The sequence below is a fragment of the Pseudomonas sp. C2.3V genome (assembly GCF_058536325.1).
In genome coordinates this window covers 1,645,832-1,665,937 of sequence record NZ_JBZUBN010000001.1, presented here as the reverse complement: position 1 = coordinate 1,665,937, position 20,106 = coordinate 1,645,832, and the positions used below count along the sequence as shown (strand labels likewise).

The window sequence follows — 20,106 nt, the reverse complement described above, 5'->3', positions numbered from 1 at the left end:
GCGATTCAACCACGAGCCAGCACCTTGGCAAGCGCCTCAAGGAAACGACTGTTTTCCTCTTTCGTACCAATAGAAACACGAAGGAATGTTGGCATGCCGTATCCAGCGACCGGACGGACAATCACACCCTCTTGCAGCAATGCCTGATAAACAGGCGCGGCCGGTTGCCCGAGATCAACGGCGATAAAGTTTCCCTTAGAAGGAATCCAGGAAAGTCCCAGCCGCTGAAAACTCTGTTCAAACTGAGCCATTCCCTCGTCATTGACCTGACGACTTTTAGCCAAGTAATCAGCGTCATCCATAACCGCGCATGCTGCAACCAAGGCAAGGCTGTTGACATTGAATGGCTGTCGTACGCGATTCAATACATCCGCAATCTGCGCTGAAGAAATGGCATACCCCACCCGTAACGAGGCCAAGCCATAAGCCTTGGAGAATGTACGTGAAACCAGGAGGTTGGAGTGGTCTGCCAGATAGCTCAAACCATCCGGCAACTCGTCTCCCTCGGCATACTCAATATAGGCTTCATCAAGCACCACCAACACATTCTCGGGTACTGCCTTCAGAAAGGCCGCCAAAGCGCGTGGACCAAACCAGGTACCTGTTGGGTTATTGGGATTAGCCAAAAAGACGATTCGCGTATGCTCGTCAATAGCCTTGAGCATTGCATCCAGATCATGCCCCCAATTCACGGCGGGAACTGCACGACCTTCGGCACCAATTGCCTGCGTCACCAGGGGATATACGGCAAATGCATGCTCGCTAAATACCGCATTAAGACCAGGAGCCAGGTAAGCGCGTGCAACCAGCTCGAGAATATCGTTAGAACCGTTGCCCAAGGTTATCTGATCGATATTGACGCCGCATCGACTGGCAATTTTATGCTTGAGCTCAAACCCATTGCCATCCGGGTAACGTGTCAGCTCAGCCAGCTCGGCTCTTATCGCCTCAGTTGCCTTGGGACTCGGGCCTAATGGATTTTCATTGCTCGCCAACTTGACGATACGCTGAGGATCCAGTCCCAATTCGCGCGCCAACTCATCGACTGGCTTGCCTGGAATATAAGGTGAAAGTTTCTGCACGCCTGGCAGGGCTTGCGCTAGAAAATCGCAGCTCATTGTAACCTCATAATGGCCGGACTCCCGGCACCCATTAAACGAATGGGCGCCATGGTAGACCATGCAGCCGCGGGAACCCAGCCCAAGGCGCTGGATTACTCAACAACAACCGATCTATATGAGTAATGCTCATCACCTTGATGCAAGGTAATCAGCCACTTCAAAAGGCCAGAAAAAAGGGGCGCCGTAATTGCTCACGTTGCCCTTTTCAATTACCCCAAGGTAGCCAGGAGCTTTTCCCACTCCTTGTTTTCTTTCTTGGATACCCCCCCGAGCAGCTCTATGGCCTGACGCAAGCGGAAGCGTGTGAGGTCGGGACCAAGAATTTCCATAGCATCAAGGACCGAGACGGAGCTGGCCTGTCCAGTGATAGCTGCAAACATCAACGGCATCACGTCTCGCAGCTTGAGCTCAAGTCCCTCGGCTACACCCTGAATACATGCCGTAATATTATCCTTGGTCCACTGCCGTAGCGATTCCAACTTCCAGAGAGTCAGCTGCATTACCTGGCGCACCTGATCTGGAGAAAGCTTCTTGTGAGCAAACAACCCCGCATCCAGCGGCAAAGCGCCGGCAAAAAAGAAACTGGCCAGCGGTGCAATCTGACTGAAGGTTTCAACACGCCCCTGTAGGTGAGGCGCGATCTTCATCAGGTAGTCAGGGTTGAGCGCCCATTTCTGAACCTCGGCAGCAAATGCCTCTACGCTCAGCTCACGGATCCACTGTCCGTTTAGCCAAGACAGTTTTTCAATGTCGAAAATGGGGCCGCCAAGCGAGATACGATTGATATCGAAGTGCTCGATCATCTCAGCCAACGTGAACTTTTCACGCTCGTCCGGCATTGACCAACCCATCCGGCCCAAGTAGTTCAACATGGCCTGGGGCAAATATCCCATACGCTCATAGAACGTTACGGACGTCGGGTTCTTGCGCTTGGAAAGCTTGCTCTTGTCTGGATTACGCAGCAGCGGCATATAGCACAGTGCGGGTTGCTCCCAGCCAAAGTATTCGTACAGCTTGATGAGCTTGGGTGCGGAAGGCAGCCACTCTTCGCCACGCAAAACGTGAGTAATGCCCATCAGGTGGTCATCGACCACGTTAGCCAGGAAGTATGTCGGCAAGCCGTCTGCCTTCATTAGAACCTGCATGTCCATGCGGTCCCACGGAATTTCGACATTGCCGCGCAGCATATCCGGCACGACGCAGATGCCTTCTGTTGGCACTTTCATTCGTATGACATGGGATTCACCCTCAGCAATACGACGCTGCGCCTCGGCAGGATCGATATGCATGCAGTGTCCATCATAACGAGGCGTTTCCTTGCGGGCCGTCTGCTCGGCACGCACCTGATCCAGACGCTCGGCCGAGCAGAAGCATGGGAACGCATGTCCCTTGGAGACAAGCTCGTCGGAGTACTTCTTATAAATCTCACCCCGCTCACTCTGGCGATAAGGCCCATGTGGACCTCCTACGTCAGGACCCTCGTCCCATTCGATACCCAGCCAACGTAGCGCATCATAGATCTGCTGTTCAGACTCACGCGTAGAGCGAAGCTGATCGGTATCCTCGATACGCAGGATGAACTGACCGCCATGCTGACGAGCAAAGCAGAGATTGAACAAGGCGATGTAAGCGGTACCGACATGGGGATCGCCAGTAGGCGACGGTGCGATACGCGTGCGAACAGTGGTCATGGGAGGTCTCGACACAGAACAATACAAAAGGAGATGGTAGCAGCGGGCAAGCCTTGGCTTCCAGCGCCGAAAACACAAAGGCCCGGCTTTAGGACCGGGCCTTTGTGTTTGACACTCACTCAAGCCGCCATGAGGCGCTCACGCAGTTGCTGGATTTCATCACGCAGTTTGGCTGCGGCTTCAAATTCCAGATCACGCGCCAGCTTGAGCATACGCTCTTCAAGCTGAGCGATCCGCTTGGTGATATCTGCCGGTGAACGCAGCTCGGCCTCATAACGACCACTGTCCTCGGCTGCCTTGGCGGCACGACGCTTACCGCGGGCACCCGGAACAGCCGCACCTTCCATGATATCGCGGATATCCTTCTTGATTCCCTTGGGCACAATGCCATTAGCCTCGTTAAAGGCCAATTGCTTGGCTCGGCGCCGCTCTGTTTCATCAATGGCACGCTGCATGGAGCCTGTCATCGAATCGGCATAGAGAATCGCCTTGCCGCTCAGGTTACGTGCTGCACGACCAATCGTCTGGATAAGAGAACGCTCTGAACGCAAGAAGCCTTCCTTGTCAGCATCCAAGATCGCAACCAGCGAAACCTCCGGCATATCCAGTCCCTCACGGAGCAGGTTGATACCGACGAGCACATCGAACGTTCCCATTCGGAGATCGCGAATGATCTCTACCCGCTCTACCGTATCGATGTCAGAGTGCAAATAGCGAACCCGAACATCATGATCGGCCAGATAGTCCGTCAGGTCTTCAGCCATACGCTTGGTAAGGGTTGTCACCAGAACGCGCTCATCCTTGGCTACTCGCAAGCGGATTTCAGAAAGCAGATCATCTACCTGTGTCGTTGCCGGGCGGATTTCAATCTCCGGATCAACCAGGCCTGTCGGGCGCACCACCTGTTCAATAACACGGCCGGCATGCTCTGCTTCATAAGGCCCTGGCGTTGCTGATACAAATATGGTTTGCGGACTCCCCGCTTCCCACTCCTCGAATCGCAGCGGGCGATTATCCAGAGCCGAAGGCAGTCGGAAGCCATACTCGACCAGCGTCTCTTTGCGTGAGCGATCGCCTTTGAACATCGCCCCTATCTGCGGCACGGTTACGTGAGATTCGTCGATCACCAGCAGCGCATCAGGAGGCAAATAGTCATACAGGGTTGGCGGCGGCTCACCAGGAGCCCGCCCGGACAGATACCGTGAGTAGTTTTCGATGCCATTGCAGTAACCCAACTCCATGATCATTTCCAGATCAAAGCGGGTTCGCTGTTCAAGTCGCTGCGCCTCAAGCAGGCGGTTTTGCGTACGCAGGAATTCCAGCCGATCCTTGAGCTCCGCCTTGATATGCTCAATGGCCTCAAGCAGCGTATCGCGTGGCGTGGCGTAATGCGTCTTGGGATAGAAGGTAAAACGCGGCAGCTTTCTGATGACCTCCCCCGTCAAGGGATCGAAGGCAGAAAGATTTTCCACCTCGTCATCAAATAGTTCTACGCGAATAGCCTCAAGGTCAGACTCAGCCGGATAAATATCGATCACATCACCGCGCACCCGAAACGTTGCACGGGAAAACTCCATATCGTTGCGCGAATACTGTAATTCAGTCAGACGCCGTAGCAGCGTGCGCTGGTCGATACGGTCTCCGCGATCCAGATGCAGCACCATCTTGAGGTAAGCCTTGGGATCGCCCAGGCCGTAGATGGAGGATACTGACGCTACGATGATTGCATCACGGCGCTCCAATAATGCCTTGGTTGCCGACAGTCGCATCTGCTCGATGTGATCATTGATAGACGAATCCTTCTCGATAAAGGTATCCGAGGAAGGCACATAGGCTTCTGGCTGATAGTAGTCATAGTAAGAGACGAAGTACTCGACGGCATTATCAGGAAAAAAGGCCTTGAATTCGCCGTACAGCTGAGCCGCCAATGTTTTATTGGGTGCCAGCACGATCGTGGGTCGCTGAATCTGAGCGATGACGTTGGCGATACTGAAGGTTTTGCCCGAACCGGTCACACCCAGCAAGGTTTGATGTGACAGGCCAGCATTGATCCCTTCGACCATCTGGCGAATCGCCTCCGGCTGGTCACCAGCCGGGGTATAACGTGTAGACAATTGAAATGCAGACATGAGCTTCCTCAAGAGGAGGTGCAGAGAGCCATCCTGCCCGAGATGCACCCCAAATAACCAACACGAACCCAGCGTTTCGTTGTCTGTACTCCTGGAATGACATTGCTATCCAGATTCTTTTAGATGCGTCCTGACAGCATATTTTTCAAGCATTGAACATTAGTCTAGTTACTGCCAGGCGGGACCTGTTTTTTGTCGCCCCGACAGACGATGCCCGCTATACTGTCTCCCCGCTTGCGCACAACGGCAATCGGGTCTTGTGCGTGTTTTCATTCTTCTAAATCGAGCTTGCGCACAATGAGTTTGTTCTCTGCCGTCGAAATGGCTGCCCGCGATCCAATCCTGGGCCTAAACGAAGCCTTCAATGCCGATGCCCGCCCTACCAAGGTCAACCTGGGCGTTGGTGTCTATTACGACGAGCAGGGTCGCATCCCCCTGCTACGCGCCGTGGAAGAAGCGGAAAAGAAACGCGTTGTAGCCCGCGCGCCGCGTGGATACCTGCCCATTGACGGTATTGCCGCTTATGACGAAGCAGTGCAAACCCTGCTGTTCGGTCAGGGCTCTCCACTGATCAGTGAAGGCCGTGTTGCTACCATTCAGGCATTGGGTGGAACCGGTGCATTAAAGGTTGGCGCTGATTTTCTCAAGCGTCTCCTGCCTGATGCCACGGTAGCCATCAGTGATCCGAGCTGGGAGAACCATCGCGCCCTGTTCGAAGCGGCAGGCTTTCCCGTACAAAACTATCGCTACTACCATGCCGCCACGAATGGTCTGAACCGCGGCGGCCTGCTGGAAGACCTTAACGCCCTTCCTCCGCATTCCATTGTGGTATTGCATGCATGCTGCCATAACCCGACCGGTGTCGATCTGCAGTTGGACGACTGGAAGGAAGTGCTGGAAGTCATCAAGACGCGAGAGCACGTGCCCTTCCTGGATATCGCTTATCAGGGATTTGGCGATGGCATCGAGGAAGATGCTGCAGCTGTCCGCCTGTTTGCCGAATCAGGCCTGACCTTTTTCGTTTCTAGCTCGTTCTCAAAATCATTTTCTCTCTATGGCGAGCGCGTCGGCGCACTTTCGATCGTAACGGCTGATCGCGAGGAAACCGCTCGAGTGCTGTCGCAAGTCAAGCGTGTGGTACGCACCAATTACTCCAATCCGCCGACGCACGGTGCCACGATCGTTGCGACTGTTCTGCGCGATCCAGAGCTACGCGCAATGTGGGAGGCCGAACTGGCAGAAATGCGTGATCGCATCCGTAGCATGCGCCATGCTCTGGTGGAAGGACTCAATGCAGCCGGTGCCAAACGCGATTTCAGCTTCGTCAATGGACAGCGCGGCATGTTCTCGTATTCAGGACTGACGACCGACCAAGTTGATCGCCTGAAAGCTGAGTTTGGTATCTACGCGGTAGGAACTGGCAGAATCTGTGTAGCGGCACTGAACAGGAACAATCTGGACGCGGTTATCAAGGCTATCGCCGAAGTTCTCTAAGCGTGTTTTTTGTCTAAGGAGAAGTGTTGACTTCTCCTTAGCAATCAGTAAGATACGTTTCGTTGTTCCGCGATAGCTCAGTCGGTAGAGCAAATGACTGTTAATCATTGGGTCCCTGGTTCGAGTCCAGGTCGCGGAGCCAAATTCAAAACCCAGCCAGTGGCTGGGTTTTTTTATGGGCGCAGCCAGGCTTCATGCGGTAGCGTTCATGCAGAAATTCAATGGCGATCAAGCGCCCCATGTTTTCCTTTTACTGTACACTCCCGCCCTTTTTGCAAACTCTGCTTTGCAATCAGGTGCTGCCATAGCCAGTCGCCTGCACTGTAAAACCCTTCACTGGCAATACCGGTGAGCACTATCCGAGTCTGGAACCTATCACCAGACCCTTGCTGCCCTAGTTGGACCTTTTGTTTATGACTGCCGTCTCCCTCCCTCCGGAACAACCGACCGCCTCGCAGGGGCAATCTACAGCAGAGCAAGCCACCACGGCGGAAAAGCCCCACCTGAACCGGGTACTGAAACCTAGGCATCTGAACATGATTGCCATTGGGGGCTCGATCGGCACAGGACTTTTCGTTGCGTCAGGCGCGACCATCGCCTCAGCAGGTCCTGGTGGTGCCCTGCTCGCCTATGCCCTGATTGGTCTAATGGTGTATTTCCTCATGACGAGCCTCGGCGAGATGGCGGCCTATATGCCCGTCTCAGGTTCCTTTAGCACCTATGGAAGCCGCTTCGTTGAAGATGGTTTTGGCTTCGCCCTGGGTTGGAACTATTGGTATAACTGGGCGGTGACGATTGCAGCCGAGCTTGTCGCTGCGCAGCTGATCATGAGCTTCTGGTTTCCGGATGTTCCCGGAATCATCTGGAGCGCGGGCTTTCTTGCCTTGATGTTTCTGCTCAATGTCTTTTCAGCGCGCGGATTTGGAGAAAGCGAATTCTGGTTTGCCCTGATCAAAGTACTGACAGTAGTCATCTTTATTGGCATTGGTCTAGCCAGCATCTTTGGCATCATGCACGGCGTTGAAGCCCCGGGTTTCTCCAATTTCATGCTTGGTGAGGCGCCTTTCGTGGGTGGTCTTCAGGCCATGGTAGGCGTGGCCATGATTGCGGGCTTCTCTTTTCAGGGAACCGAGCTGATTGGCGTGGCAGCAGGTGAGTCCGAAAATCCGAAAAAGAACATTCCGATCGCTATCCGCCAGGTTTTCTGGCGCATCCTGATGTTCTACATTCTGGCGATTTTTGTAATTGCCATGCTGATCCCTTATACCGACCCACGCTTGCTGCAAAACGAAGCCAGTGACATCAGCGTTTCCCCGTTTACGCTGCTGTTTGAACGTGCAGGCTTCGCTGCTGCAGCTGGCGTCATGAATGCTGTCATTCTTTCTGCCATTCTGTCTGCCGGAACTTCTGGCATGTACGCCTCGACGCGCATGCTGTTTAGCCTGGCCGAGCAGGGTAAAGCCCCCCGCCTGTTTGCCAAGGTCTCGCGAAACGGCATTCCACGTAATGCCCTGTACGCGACAACACTGGTAGGCGCCCTGTGCTTCTTGACCTCGATTGTTGGCGATAAAGTACTTTATACTTGGCTTCTGAATACCTCAGGCATGTGTGGCTTCATTGCCTGGCTGGGCATTGCCATTTCCCATTATCGATTCCGCAAAGGCTATATCGCTCAGGGTGGAAGACTCGAAGACCTGCCCTACCGGGCCAAACTCTTCCCTTTCGGGCCGCTACTTGCATTCGCTCTGTGCCTATTCATTACCATGGGGCAGAACTACACGGCACTGATTGGCGAGCAGATCGACTGGGCAGGTCTGGCAGCAACCTACATCAGCATTCCTCTGTTCCTGCTGATCTGGCTGGGCTACCGCTTCAAGCACCGCAGCCGACTGGTTCGGTACAAAGAGATGGACCTGAGCTCTAGTGATTGACGCCTTTGACCCCGGCTCATGGCCGGGGTCTAGCTGGCATAGAGATAGGCTTCGATATCAATACCGGCCTCACGCATCTGTGCAAGCTTGTAACGCAGGGTGCGTGCACTGATACCCAACCGATCAGCCGCTTCCTTACGCCTTCCTCGCTCAGCACGTAACGTTTCCATGATGACCTCGAATTCACGGCGACGCAGGTCATCTCCCAACGCTCCTGCAGTTAGTGATTCATCAAGAGCGGTAGGACTTAAAGGCGCTTTGGCTGCAGTCACTGGCGGAGCGATATCACGCGCAACAAATCCGGGAGCACCGTCAAGGCATAGGTCTTCAGGCTCAATGGTACCCGCCTGCTGCAGAATCAAGGCTCGCTGAACCGCATTATCCAATTCGCGAACATTTCCCGGCCAACCGTAGTGCTGAAGCAGCCTGGCAGCTCCTTCCGAAAACACAATACCGCTCTGCCCTGCCCTAGCGGCATGCTTTTTCAAAAGCCGATCTGCAAGCGGCAGAATATCCGCAGGGCGCTCACGAAGCGGTCGCCATGCCAAGGGAAAAACAGACAGTCGATAATACAAGTCTTCTCGAAAGCGCCCGGCGGCTACTTCAGAGGAAAGGTCCCGGTTAGTGGTTGCCAACACTCGAATATCCACCTGCTTGGGTTTGCGCGCACCAACACGCTCTACTTCTCGCTCTTGAAGCACCCGCAGAAGTTTGGCCTGTAACCCTAGCGGCATCTCGGATACTTCATCCAGCAGGATGGTGCCACCATCAGCCAACTCGAACTTGCCTGGCTGTGAGGCTATGGCACCGGTAAAAGCGCCCTTCTCATGACCAAACAAGGTGGCTTCAAGCATGTTATCCGGGATGGCTGCGCAATTAATGGCTACGAAAGGTCCGGCTGCACGCGTTGATTGCAGATGGATATAACGAGCCAATACTTCTTTCCCTGTACCGGATTCGCCAGAAATCAGCACGGTTGAGTCACTTTTTGCAGCCCGGGCCGCCAAGGCCAGGAGCTGACGACTTGCCGGCTCCTGGGCAACAGGACTGTCTTGTTCATCAGCGGCTGAATGGCTTACATAGCGCTCGACTCGCTCCAGCAGCACCCGAGGGTCGAATGGCTTGACCAGATAATCTACAGCGCCTTGCCGCATAGCATCCACAGCACGCTGAATGGAGCCAAACGCGGTCATCAGCAGGACCGGTACATGCCATTGTCTCTGCTGAATACATGCCATGAGCTGATGACCATCCATGCCGCCCATGTTCACATCACTGATGACCAGCCCATAAGCGCTCTGACCCAGTGCTACCAGTGCAGACTCTGCGCTGTCGACCGAGTCGAAATCGAAGCCACCGACCTCTAGCGTATCCTCCAGTGCTTCGCGCAGGGCCGCATCGTCTTCTACCAGCAGAATACGAGCGCTCATAGGGGATTCTCCATCAGCACCAATCGCGGTCCATGAAGCGGCAAGACAAATGTCATACAGGTTCCCCTGCCTGGCCTGGAGCGAATCAACAGGTCGCCGTGGTGAGCCTTGGCTACGGTCCTGGCTACAGTCATGCCCAGGCCGGTTCCCATGGGTTTGGTGGTGAAAAATGGCTCGCCAAGCCGCCTTACTGTTTCAACGGTCATACCGGGGCCGCTGTCGCTGATGGACAACCTCAGGGTGTCCTGCCTAGCGTACGCGTGAATCTTGTACCGCGCGGTCTTGCCTGCGGCCTGCACAGCGTTATGGACAACATTCATGACTGCACCTACAAACGTGTCCCGGTTACAAAGCACTTCTCCTACAAATGCATCGCATTGCCATCGCAATTGCAGATCTTCCAGATGAGGATTGGCAATTGACTGGATGGCAGCGAACAACTGAACGGGAGAAACTCGATCATTGAGCGGCAGCTCACCGCGCGCGAAGATCAACATATCCTGAACCTGGTTCTCAAGCTCATGGAGGCGATCTTTGAGTCGACTGGCAAATCGTTGCTGCTGCTCGAATGGCAACGGACGCTCAGACAGGTGGCCTGCATACAACATGGCGGCAGATAAGGGGGTACGAATCTGATGTGCAAGCGAAGCAACCATGCGCCCCATGGAGGATAAGCGCTCATGGCGGGCCAGCTGCTCTTGAAGGCGGCGCGTTTCAGTCATATCGCTCAGCATGAGGAGCTGGCCGGGTTCACCGTCCAGCGAGCGTGTCGCCAATGACACCCGACGACCACTTTTGAGTGATACCTCATGCCCATCATCTTTGCGAGGCGCGAAGCAGCGACCGATAACGTCCCGCCAAAGCGTTCCTACCAGCGGCTCGCCTAGTAGAGCGACTGCAATAGGATTGGCCTCGCAGACAACGCCCTGCCCATCTAGAATGATAATGCCCGCCGGAAGGATATCGAGAAGGCTTTGCAATCGATTAGCCAACCGCTCCTTCTCCGCCAACTCCCGAACACGCTGGGCGGTTTCACGTGCAAGCTCACCCTTCAAATCAGATAGACGATTTTCAAGCCAGCCATATGGCTCATTGAAGAGATCGGAGATGGGTTCAAACAGAACACTGGCCTGCTCAAGTGTTCGTCTGACGTCATCCGTAGAAGGCGTATTAGAAGGAACCGGCGTTACAGATGAACTCATGCGGTACTCTCTGTTTAATGACAGGAAGTCGTCACCAAACAGAGAGTGTGCAAGCTGCGTGCCGTTAGTAGAGGCGCCTCAGAGGCAAGCGTTACTCCTCATCCGCCAGTTCGTCCTCACGACGACCCATACCATACTTGCGCATCTTTTCGACCAGGGTAGTACGCCTGATACGCAAGCGCTCGGCCGCCCGAGCGACCACACCGCCAGCATCATCAAGGGCTTGCTGGATAAGGCTTTGCTCAAGATTCGCCAGATAATCCTTAAGATCCAGCCCTTCTGATGGCAGTAGTGCAGAGGATGCTGCCGGACCCGGAAGACTGGCTAGCGCTACCGCTTCACGCTCTTCAAGTTCTTCACGCAAGGACGTGGTCATTGCGTCGTTTTCATCTTCTACGTAACGGAATTTCTGTGGCAGCTCAGCTACACCGATAACGCCATAGGGATGCATGATCGCCAGTCGCTCAACCAAGTTAGCAAGCTCACGCACGTTACCCGGCCAGCTGTGCCGGCACAGCGACATAATAGCCGCCGAGTTAAAGCGGATGGAGCCGCGCTTTTCATGCTCCATACGGGAAATCAACTCATTGATGAGCAGCGGAATATCTTCTGCACGATCCCGCAGGGGTGGCATATCGATCGGAAAAACGTTAAGACGATAGAACAAGTCCTCACGGAAGGACCCATCCTCGATCATCTTCTCGAGATTCTTGTGAGTTGCTGCAATGATGCGCACATCGACTGTTTGAGTCTTGTTACTGCCCACACGCTCGTAGGTACGCTCCTGCAACACACGTAACAGCTTGACCTGCATGTTGAGTGGCATATCGCCAATCTCGTCCAGGAAAAGCGTACCGGTGTTGGCCAGCTCGAACCGCCCGGCGCGGTTGGTAATGGCCCCGGTAAACGCACCCTTCTCATGACCGAACAGCTCACTTTCCAGCAATTCAGCTGGAATAGCGCCGCAGTTCACCGGAACAAAAGGGCCGTCTTTACGTTTTGAATGGAAATGCAGGTTGCGCGCAACAACCTCCTTACCTGTACCTGACTCACCGAGAATCAAGACACTGGCTTCGGTATCTGCGACCTGCTGCATCATCTTCCGCACACCCTGAATGGCGCGGCTGGTGCCGACTAGGCTACGGAAAAGATTGGGCTCACGCTGGCGTCCGCGGTCTCGCGCTTGGTCATACATATCCCGATAGACCTGAGCGCGATGGAGCGAGTCGAGCAGCTGGTTGTATTTAACCGGAACCTCTAAGGTCGCCAGGATGCGCCGCCGGACATCATCCGGCCAGTCGCTGTACGTGACGGCACCTAGCAATAGAATAGGGAGGACCTCGTCAAACGCTGCCAGCTTTTTTAGCAGCTCGACGCTCCCCCCCTGCGCGTCGATCTGGCCCAGCAAAACACACAGTACTGCTCGACTACTTTCAAACGACTCGACAGCCTGCTCCCAATCAGCACTCGTACAGGCGACATGCTCTTCGCCTAGAAAGGCCAGAATGACGGCAAGATCGTGGCGACGCTTCGCGTCATCTTCTATCAGGAGGATTTTAGTTTCACGCCACATCTTCAATTATTCCCTTTCCGCCAAAGACCACTAACAGGCATAGCCCTAGTAAAGTCAAAAGTGGGAACAGAGTCAATTTTATGACGTGTTTTTCTTACTTTAAATTTATTCCGCTGGTCGTATTCTTAGCCAAATAACTTGTAAACATTGGCTGCTTTTTGGGATCGCTTTACTCGGGTTGCTTTTTTTGCAAGCTCGTTACGCTGCATCCGACTAGCGTAGATCAGCTTCCCGTAAAAAGAGAGCAATTCCTCTAAACTTAAACGCAAAGCATAATCATTACGTGGCTGCTCTTGCATAGCTTCGTCTATGTATAAGCGGCAAGCTATATCCAAGGGCCCTATTGCGTCCCAATCTTGATTATCGAGTGCGGTAGCCATAGCTTCCCGCGCCTCATCTATTCGCTGAATAGCCAGTGACATAACGCGATCTCCGATTTTCTTAGGCTGTAGGCGCTATGCCATCCCAACCTTCTTTGACGGTGCGTAACAGCTTGGCAACCTCATCTATTTTTGTTTCATCGTTATGCTGGTTCGCCTCGATCAAACGTTGTGTCATATAGACATACAGATCATTAAGATTAAGGGCTATCTTCCCCCCTTTCTCAGGATCCAATGATTCACGCAAGCCACCGATGATATCAATTGCCTTACCAATCAGAACGCCTTTTTCAGCAACCTGACCGCGAGCCATAGCTCCTTTTGCTTGAGCAAGCCTCGTTAAACCCGTCTCCATTAGCAACTGAACCAGTCGATGAGGACTGGCTTCCAATACTTGAGCGTGCGTGTTTACCTGCTGGTAATGACGCATAGCTGATTTGGCATACATGAATGAGCTCCTCACGTACTCGGTTTCGATGTCTTTATATCGGCCTGACGAATGAAAGCTTTAAAACAAAAAAGCCCGCACAAGGCGGGCTTTTTTCACATCAAGAAATCATTCTTTCCTGTTGTTTAACGCGTTTAGCGTCGTCATCAAGCTTGTACTGGTAGCATTTAACTGAGCTACCAAACTATCCATCGCGTTATACTTGGCGTTCAAAGTCTCTTCAAGCTTCTCAATTCGAAGATCAAGCGCTGACTGCTGGTCAGTCAAACTATCCAAGGTAGTTTGAAGACTGATTTTCCTACTATCAAGAATACCCTTCGACTGAGTATAGCTATCAACTCTGCTATCAAGTCTTTTTAGAAGTCCTGAGTCGCCAGTGAAAAAGCCTGCAACAGCGGAATAGTTTTCAGTCAGAGCCTTATCCAGCTTGGTACTGTTAACTTCAAGCGTACCGTCCTGCTTGGTCATGATACCTAACTGGGACAGCATACTAATTCCACCCGTGCTAGAGTTCTGTACGTTCGTAAGTTCATTACGAATATCACTTAGAAGACTCCGCACAGTAGCATCGCCTGTAAGCGCAGCTGCTGTAGTGCTTGAAGAGTCCGAAGCTACGGTAGAAGAGACTTTAGTCAGGGAGCTGGTAGTCTGCATCAATGCGTTGTAAGCATCAACAAACGTTTGAACAGACTTTTTAAGACCATCCTTATCAGTGGAAACAGATACGGTAGAAGTACCTACTCCACTTAACGTTAGGGTAAGCCCACTGATAGTCTTGTCCAGTGTATTACTTGGACTGGTCATCTCCAAACCATCAACCGTAAAGCTGGCATCCACCGGACGCGCCTCTACGAAACCACTAACGAGCTTACCGTTAGCATCCTTCACCTGAGTCGTGCCATCAACTGCGAAAGCAGTAAGCGCACTATCGCCTGTAGTGATCGAAAGATCAGTACCCGCTCCAGCTGTCGTTGAACTCAAGACAAGCCGGCTGCCTGATGAGTCAGTCAAGATGTTAGCGGTGATACCCTTACTTTGCAGCTGCTGGTTAATCGCATCGCGCACTTCAGATAGGGATGATCCAGCCGGAATATCGACGTCATAAGAACTGCCTGTGCCCGAGGCGGAACCCTGAGTAATAGTCAGCTTACCGGCATCAGCAGTCGTTACGCCAGCCGCCATGACTTGAGTAGCCACTTTGGAACTGGTTGCAAGATTTTTAACATCAAGGGAATAACTGCCATTTACAGAACCAGTGCTGGAAGTGACAGTGACAGTCTTTTCGTTGGATGACTTGGCAGTTAACCCAACAAAAGCAGACTCGCTGTTAAGTTTTTTTACCGCACTCTGGAACGTTTCCAAAGCACTTTTCAGACTACCAATTGCCGAAAGTGTAGTATTGGCTTTTTTGGTCTGAGTATCGATCTGATTCTGCTTGGGTGCTTTTTCAGCATTAACTAGCGCTGAAACGATAGATTTTGTATCGACACTTGACCCAAGGCCACTAAACGAAATACCTGCCATGATTTTCGCCTCAATAAAATTTTGACTATCTAGTCATCATGGTTTTAAGTAAGCATTATCCAGGCCAGTTTTAAACCTTATCCTGAAGAAGCGCGATATTGTCACCCTTTAAGCTTTGAGCCAGTTTGAGTGCTTCCTCTGAAGGAATCTGCCGGATTAACTCACCACTGGCTTTGGCAATAACCTTGACGACGACATCTCCGGTGCTTTCGTCAATAGAAAACTTGAGATTGCGCTGCACCGAGTCGACAAAATCCTGGATACTTTTAACGGCTTGCTCTACTTCTTTGGCATCCGGCTTAGGTGTTTTTGCTTTTGCCAAAGCAGAATCATTTAAAGACTGACGGTCGCCGGCACTTGTTTCCGCCTTGGCGGAGTTTCCGCTGTGGGCGTAAACCGTATTCAGCTTGACATTCATGTCCATGTCATCACCTCACAAACAAGAAAACGAGGAGGTGCTTTCGCACCCCCTCGCTGCTAGCGACTAAACGCTCATTACTGGAGCAGCTTGAGTACAGCGTTCGGCAGCTGGTTGGCCTGGGCCAGGATCGCAGTCGAAGCCTGCTGCAGAGTCTGCTGCTTGGTCATTTCTGATGTTTCGGCAGCAAAGTCAGCATCCTGAGTACGGCTGCGAGCGGCAGTAGCGTTCTCGCTGATGTTCTGCAGGTTGGAGATTGTGCTGCTCATACGGTTCTGCACCGCACCCAGGTCGGCACGCTTGGAGTTGATGGTATCCATAGCGGTGTCGATCGCGGTGATAGCTGCGTCTACTGCAGTATGAGTCGTAGCGTTGTCCGCACCTGTGATGCCAAGACCGGCAACACCCAGAGTGGTGGCATCAAAGCCAGTGCTCAGGTCGATTTCGATTACTTCGTTGGTGCCAGTGTTCGCACCTACCTGGAACTGCATGTTGCCGGCAGAGCCGTCCAACAGCTGCTTGTCCTTACCAAAGGTAGTCGTATTGGCAATACGGCTCAGTTCTTCGGTCATTGCAGTGAATTCAGCATTCAGTGCGTTACGGTCTTTTTCGCTGTTGCTGTCGTTACGGGACTGCAGGGCCAGTTCGCGCATACGCTGCAGAATGTTGGTGGACTCTTGCAGAGCGCCTTCAGCTGTCTGGGCGATGGAGATGCCGTCGTTGGCGTTCTTTACAGCAACGTTCAGACCACGGATCTGGCTGGTCAGACGGTTGGCGATCTGCAGGCCGGCGGCGTCATCTTTGGCGCTGTTGATTTTCAGGCCAGAGGACAGGCGCTGCATGGAGCTGCTCAGGCTGTCGGAAGCACGGTTCAGGTTCTTCTGAACAGACAAGGAGGCAACGTTAGTGTTTACGGTCATAGCCATGATGAGATACTCACAAAAGTCATTTGATTGATACCCCGGCCTGGCGGTTGCCTCAATGGCCTGGAGAACCTACGTTTAAGTTATCGGCGTTTGCTCAATTTGCTTTAGGAGAATTTTCTTCAGCCTTTCCCAAGCAGTTGGCTAACTTCGCCACCCCACCCGCCTACAGCAGATGGCCTAAACTGGTTACTCTCTATTTCGGCTCAGATTCGGCTTTCTTTAGCTAAATTTTCTCAGATACATATCCAAATTCTAGCCATCAAAAGTTTGACGCAACATATAAATTAGTCAAATAATCGGCTCAGGCAGTCAAAAGAAATATCCTTGAAAAAGTTAATTAAACAAAGTCCAAGATGCATCAAAATCTCTTTATAGCGTATAAAGCCCTTATGTTATTGCAATTCAAATAGAAACAGGCGTCTGACTAAGTTACCAAGCGAGAGTTTTAACCTCTCATCACTCTACCAGCATTCGCTTAACATCTCGGAAACATACTTTTAAATCGCAATAAAAAGGGGAAGATGCTTTCGCATCTTCCCCTTTCAACAAAGTAGCCCTGATTAGTTGAGCAGCTTGAGTACAGCGTTCGGCAGCTGGTTGGCCTGAGCCAGGATCGCAGTCGAAGCCTGCTGCAGGGTCTGCTGCTTGGTCATTTCTGATGTTTCGGCAGCAAAGTCAGCATCCTGAGTACGGCTGCGAGCGGCAGTAGCGTTCTCGCTGATGTTCTGCAGGTTGGAGATTGTGCTGCTCATACGGTTCTGCACCGCACCCAGGTCGGCACGCTTGGCATTGATGGTATCCATAGCGGTGTCGATCGCGGTGATAGCTGCGTCTACTGCAGTATGAGTCGTAGCGTTGTCCGCACCTGTGATGCCAAGACCGGCAACACCCAGAGTGGTGGCATCAAAGCCAGTGCTCAGGTCGATTTCGATTACTTCGTTGGTGCCAGTGTTCGCACCTACCTGGAACTGCATGTTACCGGCAGAGCCGTCCAACAGCTGCTTGTCCTTACCAAAGGTAGTCGTATTGGCAATACGGCTCAGTTCTTCGGTCATTGCAGTGAATTCAGCATTCAGTGCGTTACGGTCTTTTTCGCTGTTGCTGTCGTTACGGGACTGCAGGGCCAGTTCGCGCATACGCTGCAAAATGTTGGTGGACTCTTGCAGAGCGCCTTCAGCTGTCTGGGCGATGGAGATGCCGTCGTTGGCGTTCTTTACAGCAACGTTCAGACCACGGATCTGGCTGGTCAGACGGTTGGCGATCTGCAGGCCGGCGGCGTCATCTTTGGCGCTGTTGATTTTCAGGCCAGAGGACAGGCGCTGCATGGAGCTGCTCAGGCTGTCGGAAGCACGGTTCAGGTTCTTCTGAACAGACAAGGAGGCAACGTTAGTGTTTACGGTCATAGCCATGATGAGATACTCACAAAAGTCATTTGATTGATACCCCGGCCTGGCGGTTGCCTCAATGGCCTGGAGAACCTACGTTTAAGTTATCGGCGTTTGCTCAATTTGCTTTAGGAGAATTCTCTTCAGTCTTTCCCAAGCAGTTGGCTAACTTCGCCACCCCATCCGCCTACAGCAGATGGCCTAAACTGGTTACTCTCTATTTCGGCTCTTCGCTAATTTACTTTAGAAAAACATGATTTATTGATTAGCTGCCCCGCCACTCACAAAGTTGGCACTATTAGTTATACAGCCAATTAAATGACTGCTTTATAATAACTACCAGATTCACCTTATTAGGGTTTGTCTGAAAAGTCGCGTTTGTTAGCCTAATGCCGTTGTGGCAAGCGGAGGCAGACATGACAGGTCGCTACGAGCTTTCGAGTCAGCGCTGGGCATTGATTGAAGACATCGTTTCTCCTCCCCAGACCATGGGCCGTCCTCGCCGGGATGATCGACAGATGCTCAATGGTATCTTCTGGATCCTTTGCTCCGGCGCCAAATGGCGTGATCTACCCGAACGCTACGGCCCTTGGAAAACGGTCTATCAGCGTTTTCGCCAATGGCGGGACGACGGAACGTTTGAGCGCGTATTGACTCGTCTGCATCTGCGGCTTCGCCAGGATGGCTTTATCGATCTGGATACCTGGATGGTGGACTCTACGACCATTCGAGCTACCCGTGCCGCGGCAGGAGGCGGAAAAAAAGGGGCCCGGACGAACCTGTAGATCATTGCCTGGGACGCAGCCGGGGTGGGTTAGGTACTAAGATTCACCTGCTTTGCGATGCCAATGGTTATCCGCTGAGCTTTACCCTCTCGCCTGGTCAGCAGGCCGATTCGCGCAACTTTATTCCGTTACTAGATCAGGTGCGTCTTCCTGGCTCTCAGGGCAGACCACGCAAGCGTTGCCGGACAGTGATCGCGGACAAGGGCTACGATAGTGAAGGGTTGTGTCGCTATTGCGACCGCTTCGGTATGCAGCCGGTGATTGCCCAGCGCACGATGCACCGCAAGCCCCGGACAGGTCTGCCCCGCCTGTTTGATAGGCCCAAGTATCAACAGCATAACGTGATCGAACGGCTATTCGGTTGGTTAAAGGAAAAGCGTCGGCTTTGTACTCGCTTTGACAAGCTGGCTAGCAGCTTCAAGGCCATGGTAACGCTGGCCTGTATCGAGCGATGCATGCGGGCCGACTTTTCAGACAAACCCTAGTCTCTATAAAGCACTACAACAGAAATTGCCTGGCTCAAACAAAAGCGCCAAGAGATTTCTTGGAAGGCAAGTAAGGCGTAGAGAGCCCCGGCAAAGACAGGCCCAGCGGAGCTAGAGATGCTAAATGCCGCGTCCTGCCTTCAACCGCATTAGGCAGCTCACGTGCCGCTGGTAGCGACTTTCACATACAAAAGACACAAACAAAAAAGGGGAAGATGCTTTCGCATCTTCCCCTTTCAACAAAGCAGCCCTGATTAGTTGAGCAGCTTGAGTACAGCGTTTGGCAGCTGGTTGGCCTGGGCCAGGATCGCAGTCGAAGCCTGCTGCAGAGTCTGCTGCTTGGTCATTTCTGATGTTTCGGCAGCAAAGTCAGCATCCTGAGTACGGCTGCGAGCGGCAGTAGCGTTCTCGCTGATGTTCTGCAGGTTGGAGATTGTGCTGCTCATACGGTTCTGCACCGCACCCAGGTCGGCACGCTTGGAGTTGATGGTATCCATAGCGGTGTCGATCGCGGTGATAGCTGCGTCTACTGCAGTATGAGTCGTAGCGTTGTCCGCACCCGTGATGCCAAGACCGGCAACACCCAGAGTGGTGGCATCAAAGCCAGTGCTCAGGTCGATTTCGATTACTTCGTTGGTGCCAGTGTTCGCACCTACCTGGAACTGCATGTTACCGGCAGAGCCGTCCAACAGCTGCTTGTCCTTACCAAAGGTAGTCGTATTGGCAATACGGCTCAGTTCTTCGGTCATTGCAGTGAATTCAGCATTCAGTGCGTTACGGTCTTTTTCGCTGTTGCTGTCGTTACGGGACTGCAGGGCCAGTTCGCGCATACGCTGCAAAATGTTGGTGGACTCTTGCAGAGCGCCTTCAGCTGTCTGGGCGATGGAGATGCCGTCGTTGGCGTTCTTTACAGCAACGTTCAGACCACGGATCTGGCTGGTCAGACGGTTGGCGATCTGCAGGCCGGCGGCGTCATCTTTGGCGCTGTTGATTTTCAGGCCAGAGGACAGGCGCTGCATGGAGCTGCTCAGGCTGTCGGAAGCACGGTTCAGGTTCTTCTGAACAGACAAGGAGGCAACGTTAGTGTTTACGGTCATAGCCATGATGAGATACTCACAAAAGTCATTTGATTGATACCCCGGCCTGGCGGTTGCCTCAATGGCCTGGAGAACCTACGTTTAAGT

General features: G+C 52.8%; 16 protein-coding genes and 1 tRNA gene. 4 read left to right on the top strand and 13 right to left on the bottom strand.

Going from position 1 to position 20,106, the window contains the following annotated elements:
* Positions 1-5: 5 nt before the first annotated feature.
* From hisC to uvrB, 3 genes are all read right to left on the bottom strand, one after another.
* Positions 6-1,118, bottom strand: a complete 1,113-nt coding sequence (hisC, locus tag AC4LF3_RS07850) for a histidinol-phosphate transaminase (RefSeq protein WP_312270930.1) — start codon at positions 1,116-1,118, stop codon at positions 6-8.
* Positions 1,119-1,330: 212 nt separating this feature from the next.
* Positions 1,331-2,812 carry a glutamate--tRNA ligase gene (gene gltX / locus AC4LF3_RS07845; RefSeq protein ID WP_491835041.1) on the bottom strand — a complete coding sequence of 494 codons (1,482 nt, stop codon included), beginning with the start codon at positions 2,810-2,812 and terminating at the stop codon, positions 1,331-1,333.
* A 119-nt stretch (positions 2,813-2,931) separates the two neighbouring features.
* Positions 2,932-4,941: an excinuclease ABC subunit UvrB gene (gene uvrB, locus AC4LF3_RS07840; RefSeq protein WP_010797897.1), complete on the bottom strand. Its 2,010-nt coding sequence runs from the start codon at positions 4,939-4,941 to the stop codon at positions 2,932-2,934.
* Positions 4,942-5,238: 297 nt separating this feature from the next.
* Here uvrB and AC4LF3_RS07835 point away from each other — a divergent pair, with 297 nt between their 5' ends.
* The 3 genes from AC4LF3_RS07835 (at position 5,239) to AC4LF3_RS07825 (ending at position 8,366) form a co-directional block, all read left to right on the top strand.
* On the top strand, positions 5,239-6,435 hold the full coding sequence (locus AC4LF3_RS07835; RefSeq protein WP_150347646.1) for an amino acid aminotransferase: 1,197 nt from the start codon (positions 5,239-5,241) through the stop codon (positions 6,433-6,435).
* Positions 6,436-6,501: 66 nt separating this feature from the next.
* A tRNA-Asn gene (locus AC4LF3_RS07830) sits at positions 6,502-6,577 on the top strand.
* Positions 6,578-6,848: 271 nt separating this feature from the next.
* Positions 6,849-8,366, top strand: a complete 1,518-nt coding sequence (locus tag AC4LF3_RS07825; protein WP_491835040.1) for an amino acid permease — start codon at positions 6,849-6,851, stop codon at positions 8,364-8,366.
* 29 nt (positions 8,367-8,395) lie between these two features.
* Here AC4LF3_RS07825 and AC4LF3_RS07820 read toward each other — a convergent pair whose 3' ends face one another.
* The 9 genes from AC4LF3_RS07820 to AC4LF3_RS07780 form a co-directional block, all read right to left on the bottom strand.
* Complete coding sequence (locus AC4LF3_RS07820; RefSeq protein ID WP_491835039.1) at positions 8,396-9,796, bottom strand: sigma-54-dependent transcriptional regulator; 1,401 nt, start codon at positions 9,794-9,796, stop codon at positions 8,396-8,398.
* On the bottom strand, positions 9,793-10,998 hold the full coding sequence (locus AC4LF3_RS07815; protein WP_491835038.1) for a sensor histidine kinase: 1,206 nt from the start codon (positions 10,996-10,998) through the stop codon (positions 9,793-9,795). The genes AC4LF3_RS07820 and AC4LF3_RS07815 overlap by 4 nt, the downstream gene beginning before the upstream one ends.
* A 91-nt stretch (positions 10,999-11,089) precedes the next feature.
* The gene (locus tag AC4LF3_RS07810; RefSeq protein ID WP_010797892.1) at positions 11,090-12,571 is read right to left on the bottom strand and encodes a sigma-54 dependent transcriptional regulator; all 1,482 of its coding nucleotides are present in this window, start codon (positions 12,569-12,571) and stop codon (positions 11,090-11,092) included.
* Between the two features lie 125 nt (positions 12,572-12,696).
* Entirely contained in the window at positions 12,697-12,993 is a 297-nt protein-coding gene (locus tag AC4LF3_RS07805; protein ID WP_010797891.1) for a hypothetical protein, read from the bottom strand.
* A 19-nt stretch (positions 12,994-13,012) separates the two neighbouring features.
* On the bottom strand, positions 13,013-13,399 hold the full coding sequence (fliS, locus tag AC4LF3_RS07800) for a flagellar export chaperone FliS (protein ID WP_491835037.1): 387 nt from the start codon (positions 13,397-13,399) through the stop codon (positions 13,013-13,015).
* Between the two features lie 108 nt (positions 13,400-13,507).
* The gene (fliD, locus tag AC4LF3_RS07795) at positions 13,508-14,923 is read right to left on the bottom strand and encodes a flagellar filament capping protein FliD (RefSeq protein ID WP_010797889.1); all 1,416 of its coding nucleotides are present in this window, start codon (positions 14,921-14,923) and stop codon (positions 13,508-13,510) included.
* A 70-nt stretch (positions 14,924-14,993) separates the two neighbouring features.
* A complete protein-coding gene (locus tag AC4LF3_RS07790) occupies positions 14,994-15,347 on the bottom strand; it encodes a flagellar protein FlaG (RefSeq protein ID WP_010797888.1) in 354 nt (117 codons plus the stop codon).
* Between the two features lie 71 nt (positions 15,348-15,418).
* Entirely contained in the window at positions 15,419-16,267 is an 849-nt protein-coding gene (locus AC4LF3_RS07785; protein ID WP_010797887.1) for a flagellin domain-containing protein, read from the bottom strand.
* 560 nt (positions 16,268-16,827) lie between these two features.
* A complete protein-coding gene (locus AC4LF3_RS07780) occupies positions 16,828-17,676 on the bottom strand; it encodes a flagellin domain-containing protein (protein ID WP_112297863.1) in 849 nt (282 codons plus the stop codon).
* 392 nt (positions 17,677-18,068) lie between these two features.
* Here AC4LF3_RS07780 and AC4LF3_RS07775 point away from each other — a divergent pair.
* A protein-coding gene (locus AC4LF3_RS07775; RefSeq protein WP_491835036.1) for an IS5 family transposase occupies positions 18,069-18,922 on the top strand; the annotation gives its coding sequence in 2 pieces (ribosomal slippage) (positions 18,069-18,417 and positions 18,417-18,922; 855 coding nt in all).
* 254 nt (positions 18,923-19,176) lie between these two features.
* Here the strand turns inward: AC4LF3_RS07775 and AC4LF3_RS07770 are convergent.
* Positions 19,177-20,025 carry a flagellin domain-containing protein gene (locus AC4LF3_RS07770; protein WP_112297861.1) on the bottom strand — a complete coding sequence of 283 codons (849 nt, stop codon included), beginning with the start codon at positions 20,023-20,025 and terminating at the stop codon, positions 19,177-19,179.
* Between the last annotated feature and the right edge of the window lie 81 nt (positions 20,026-20,106).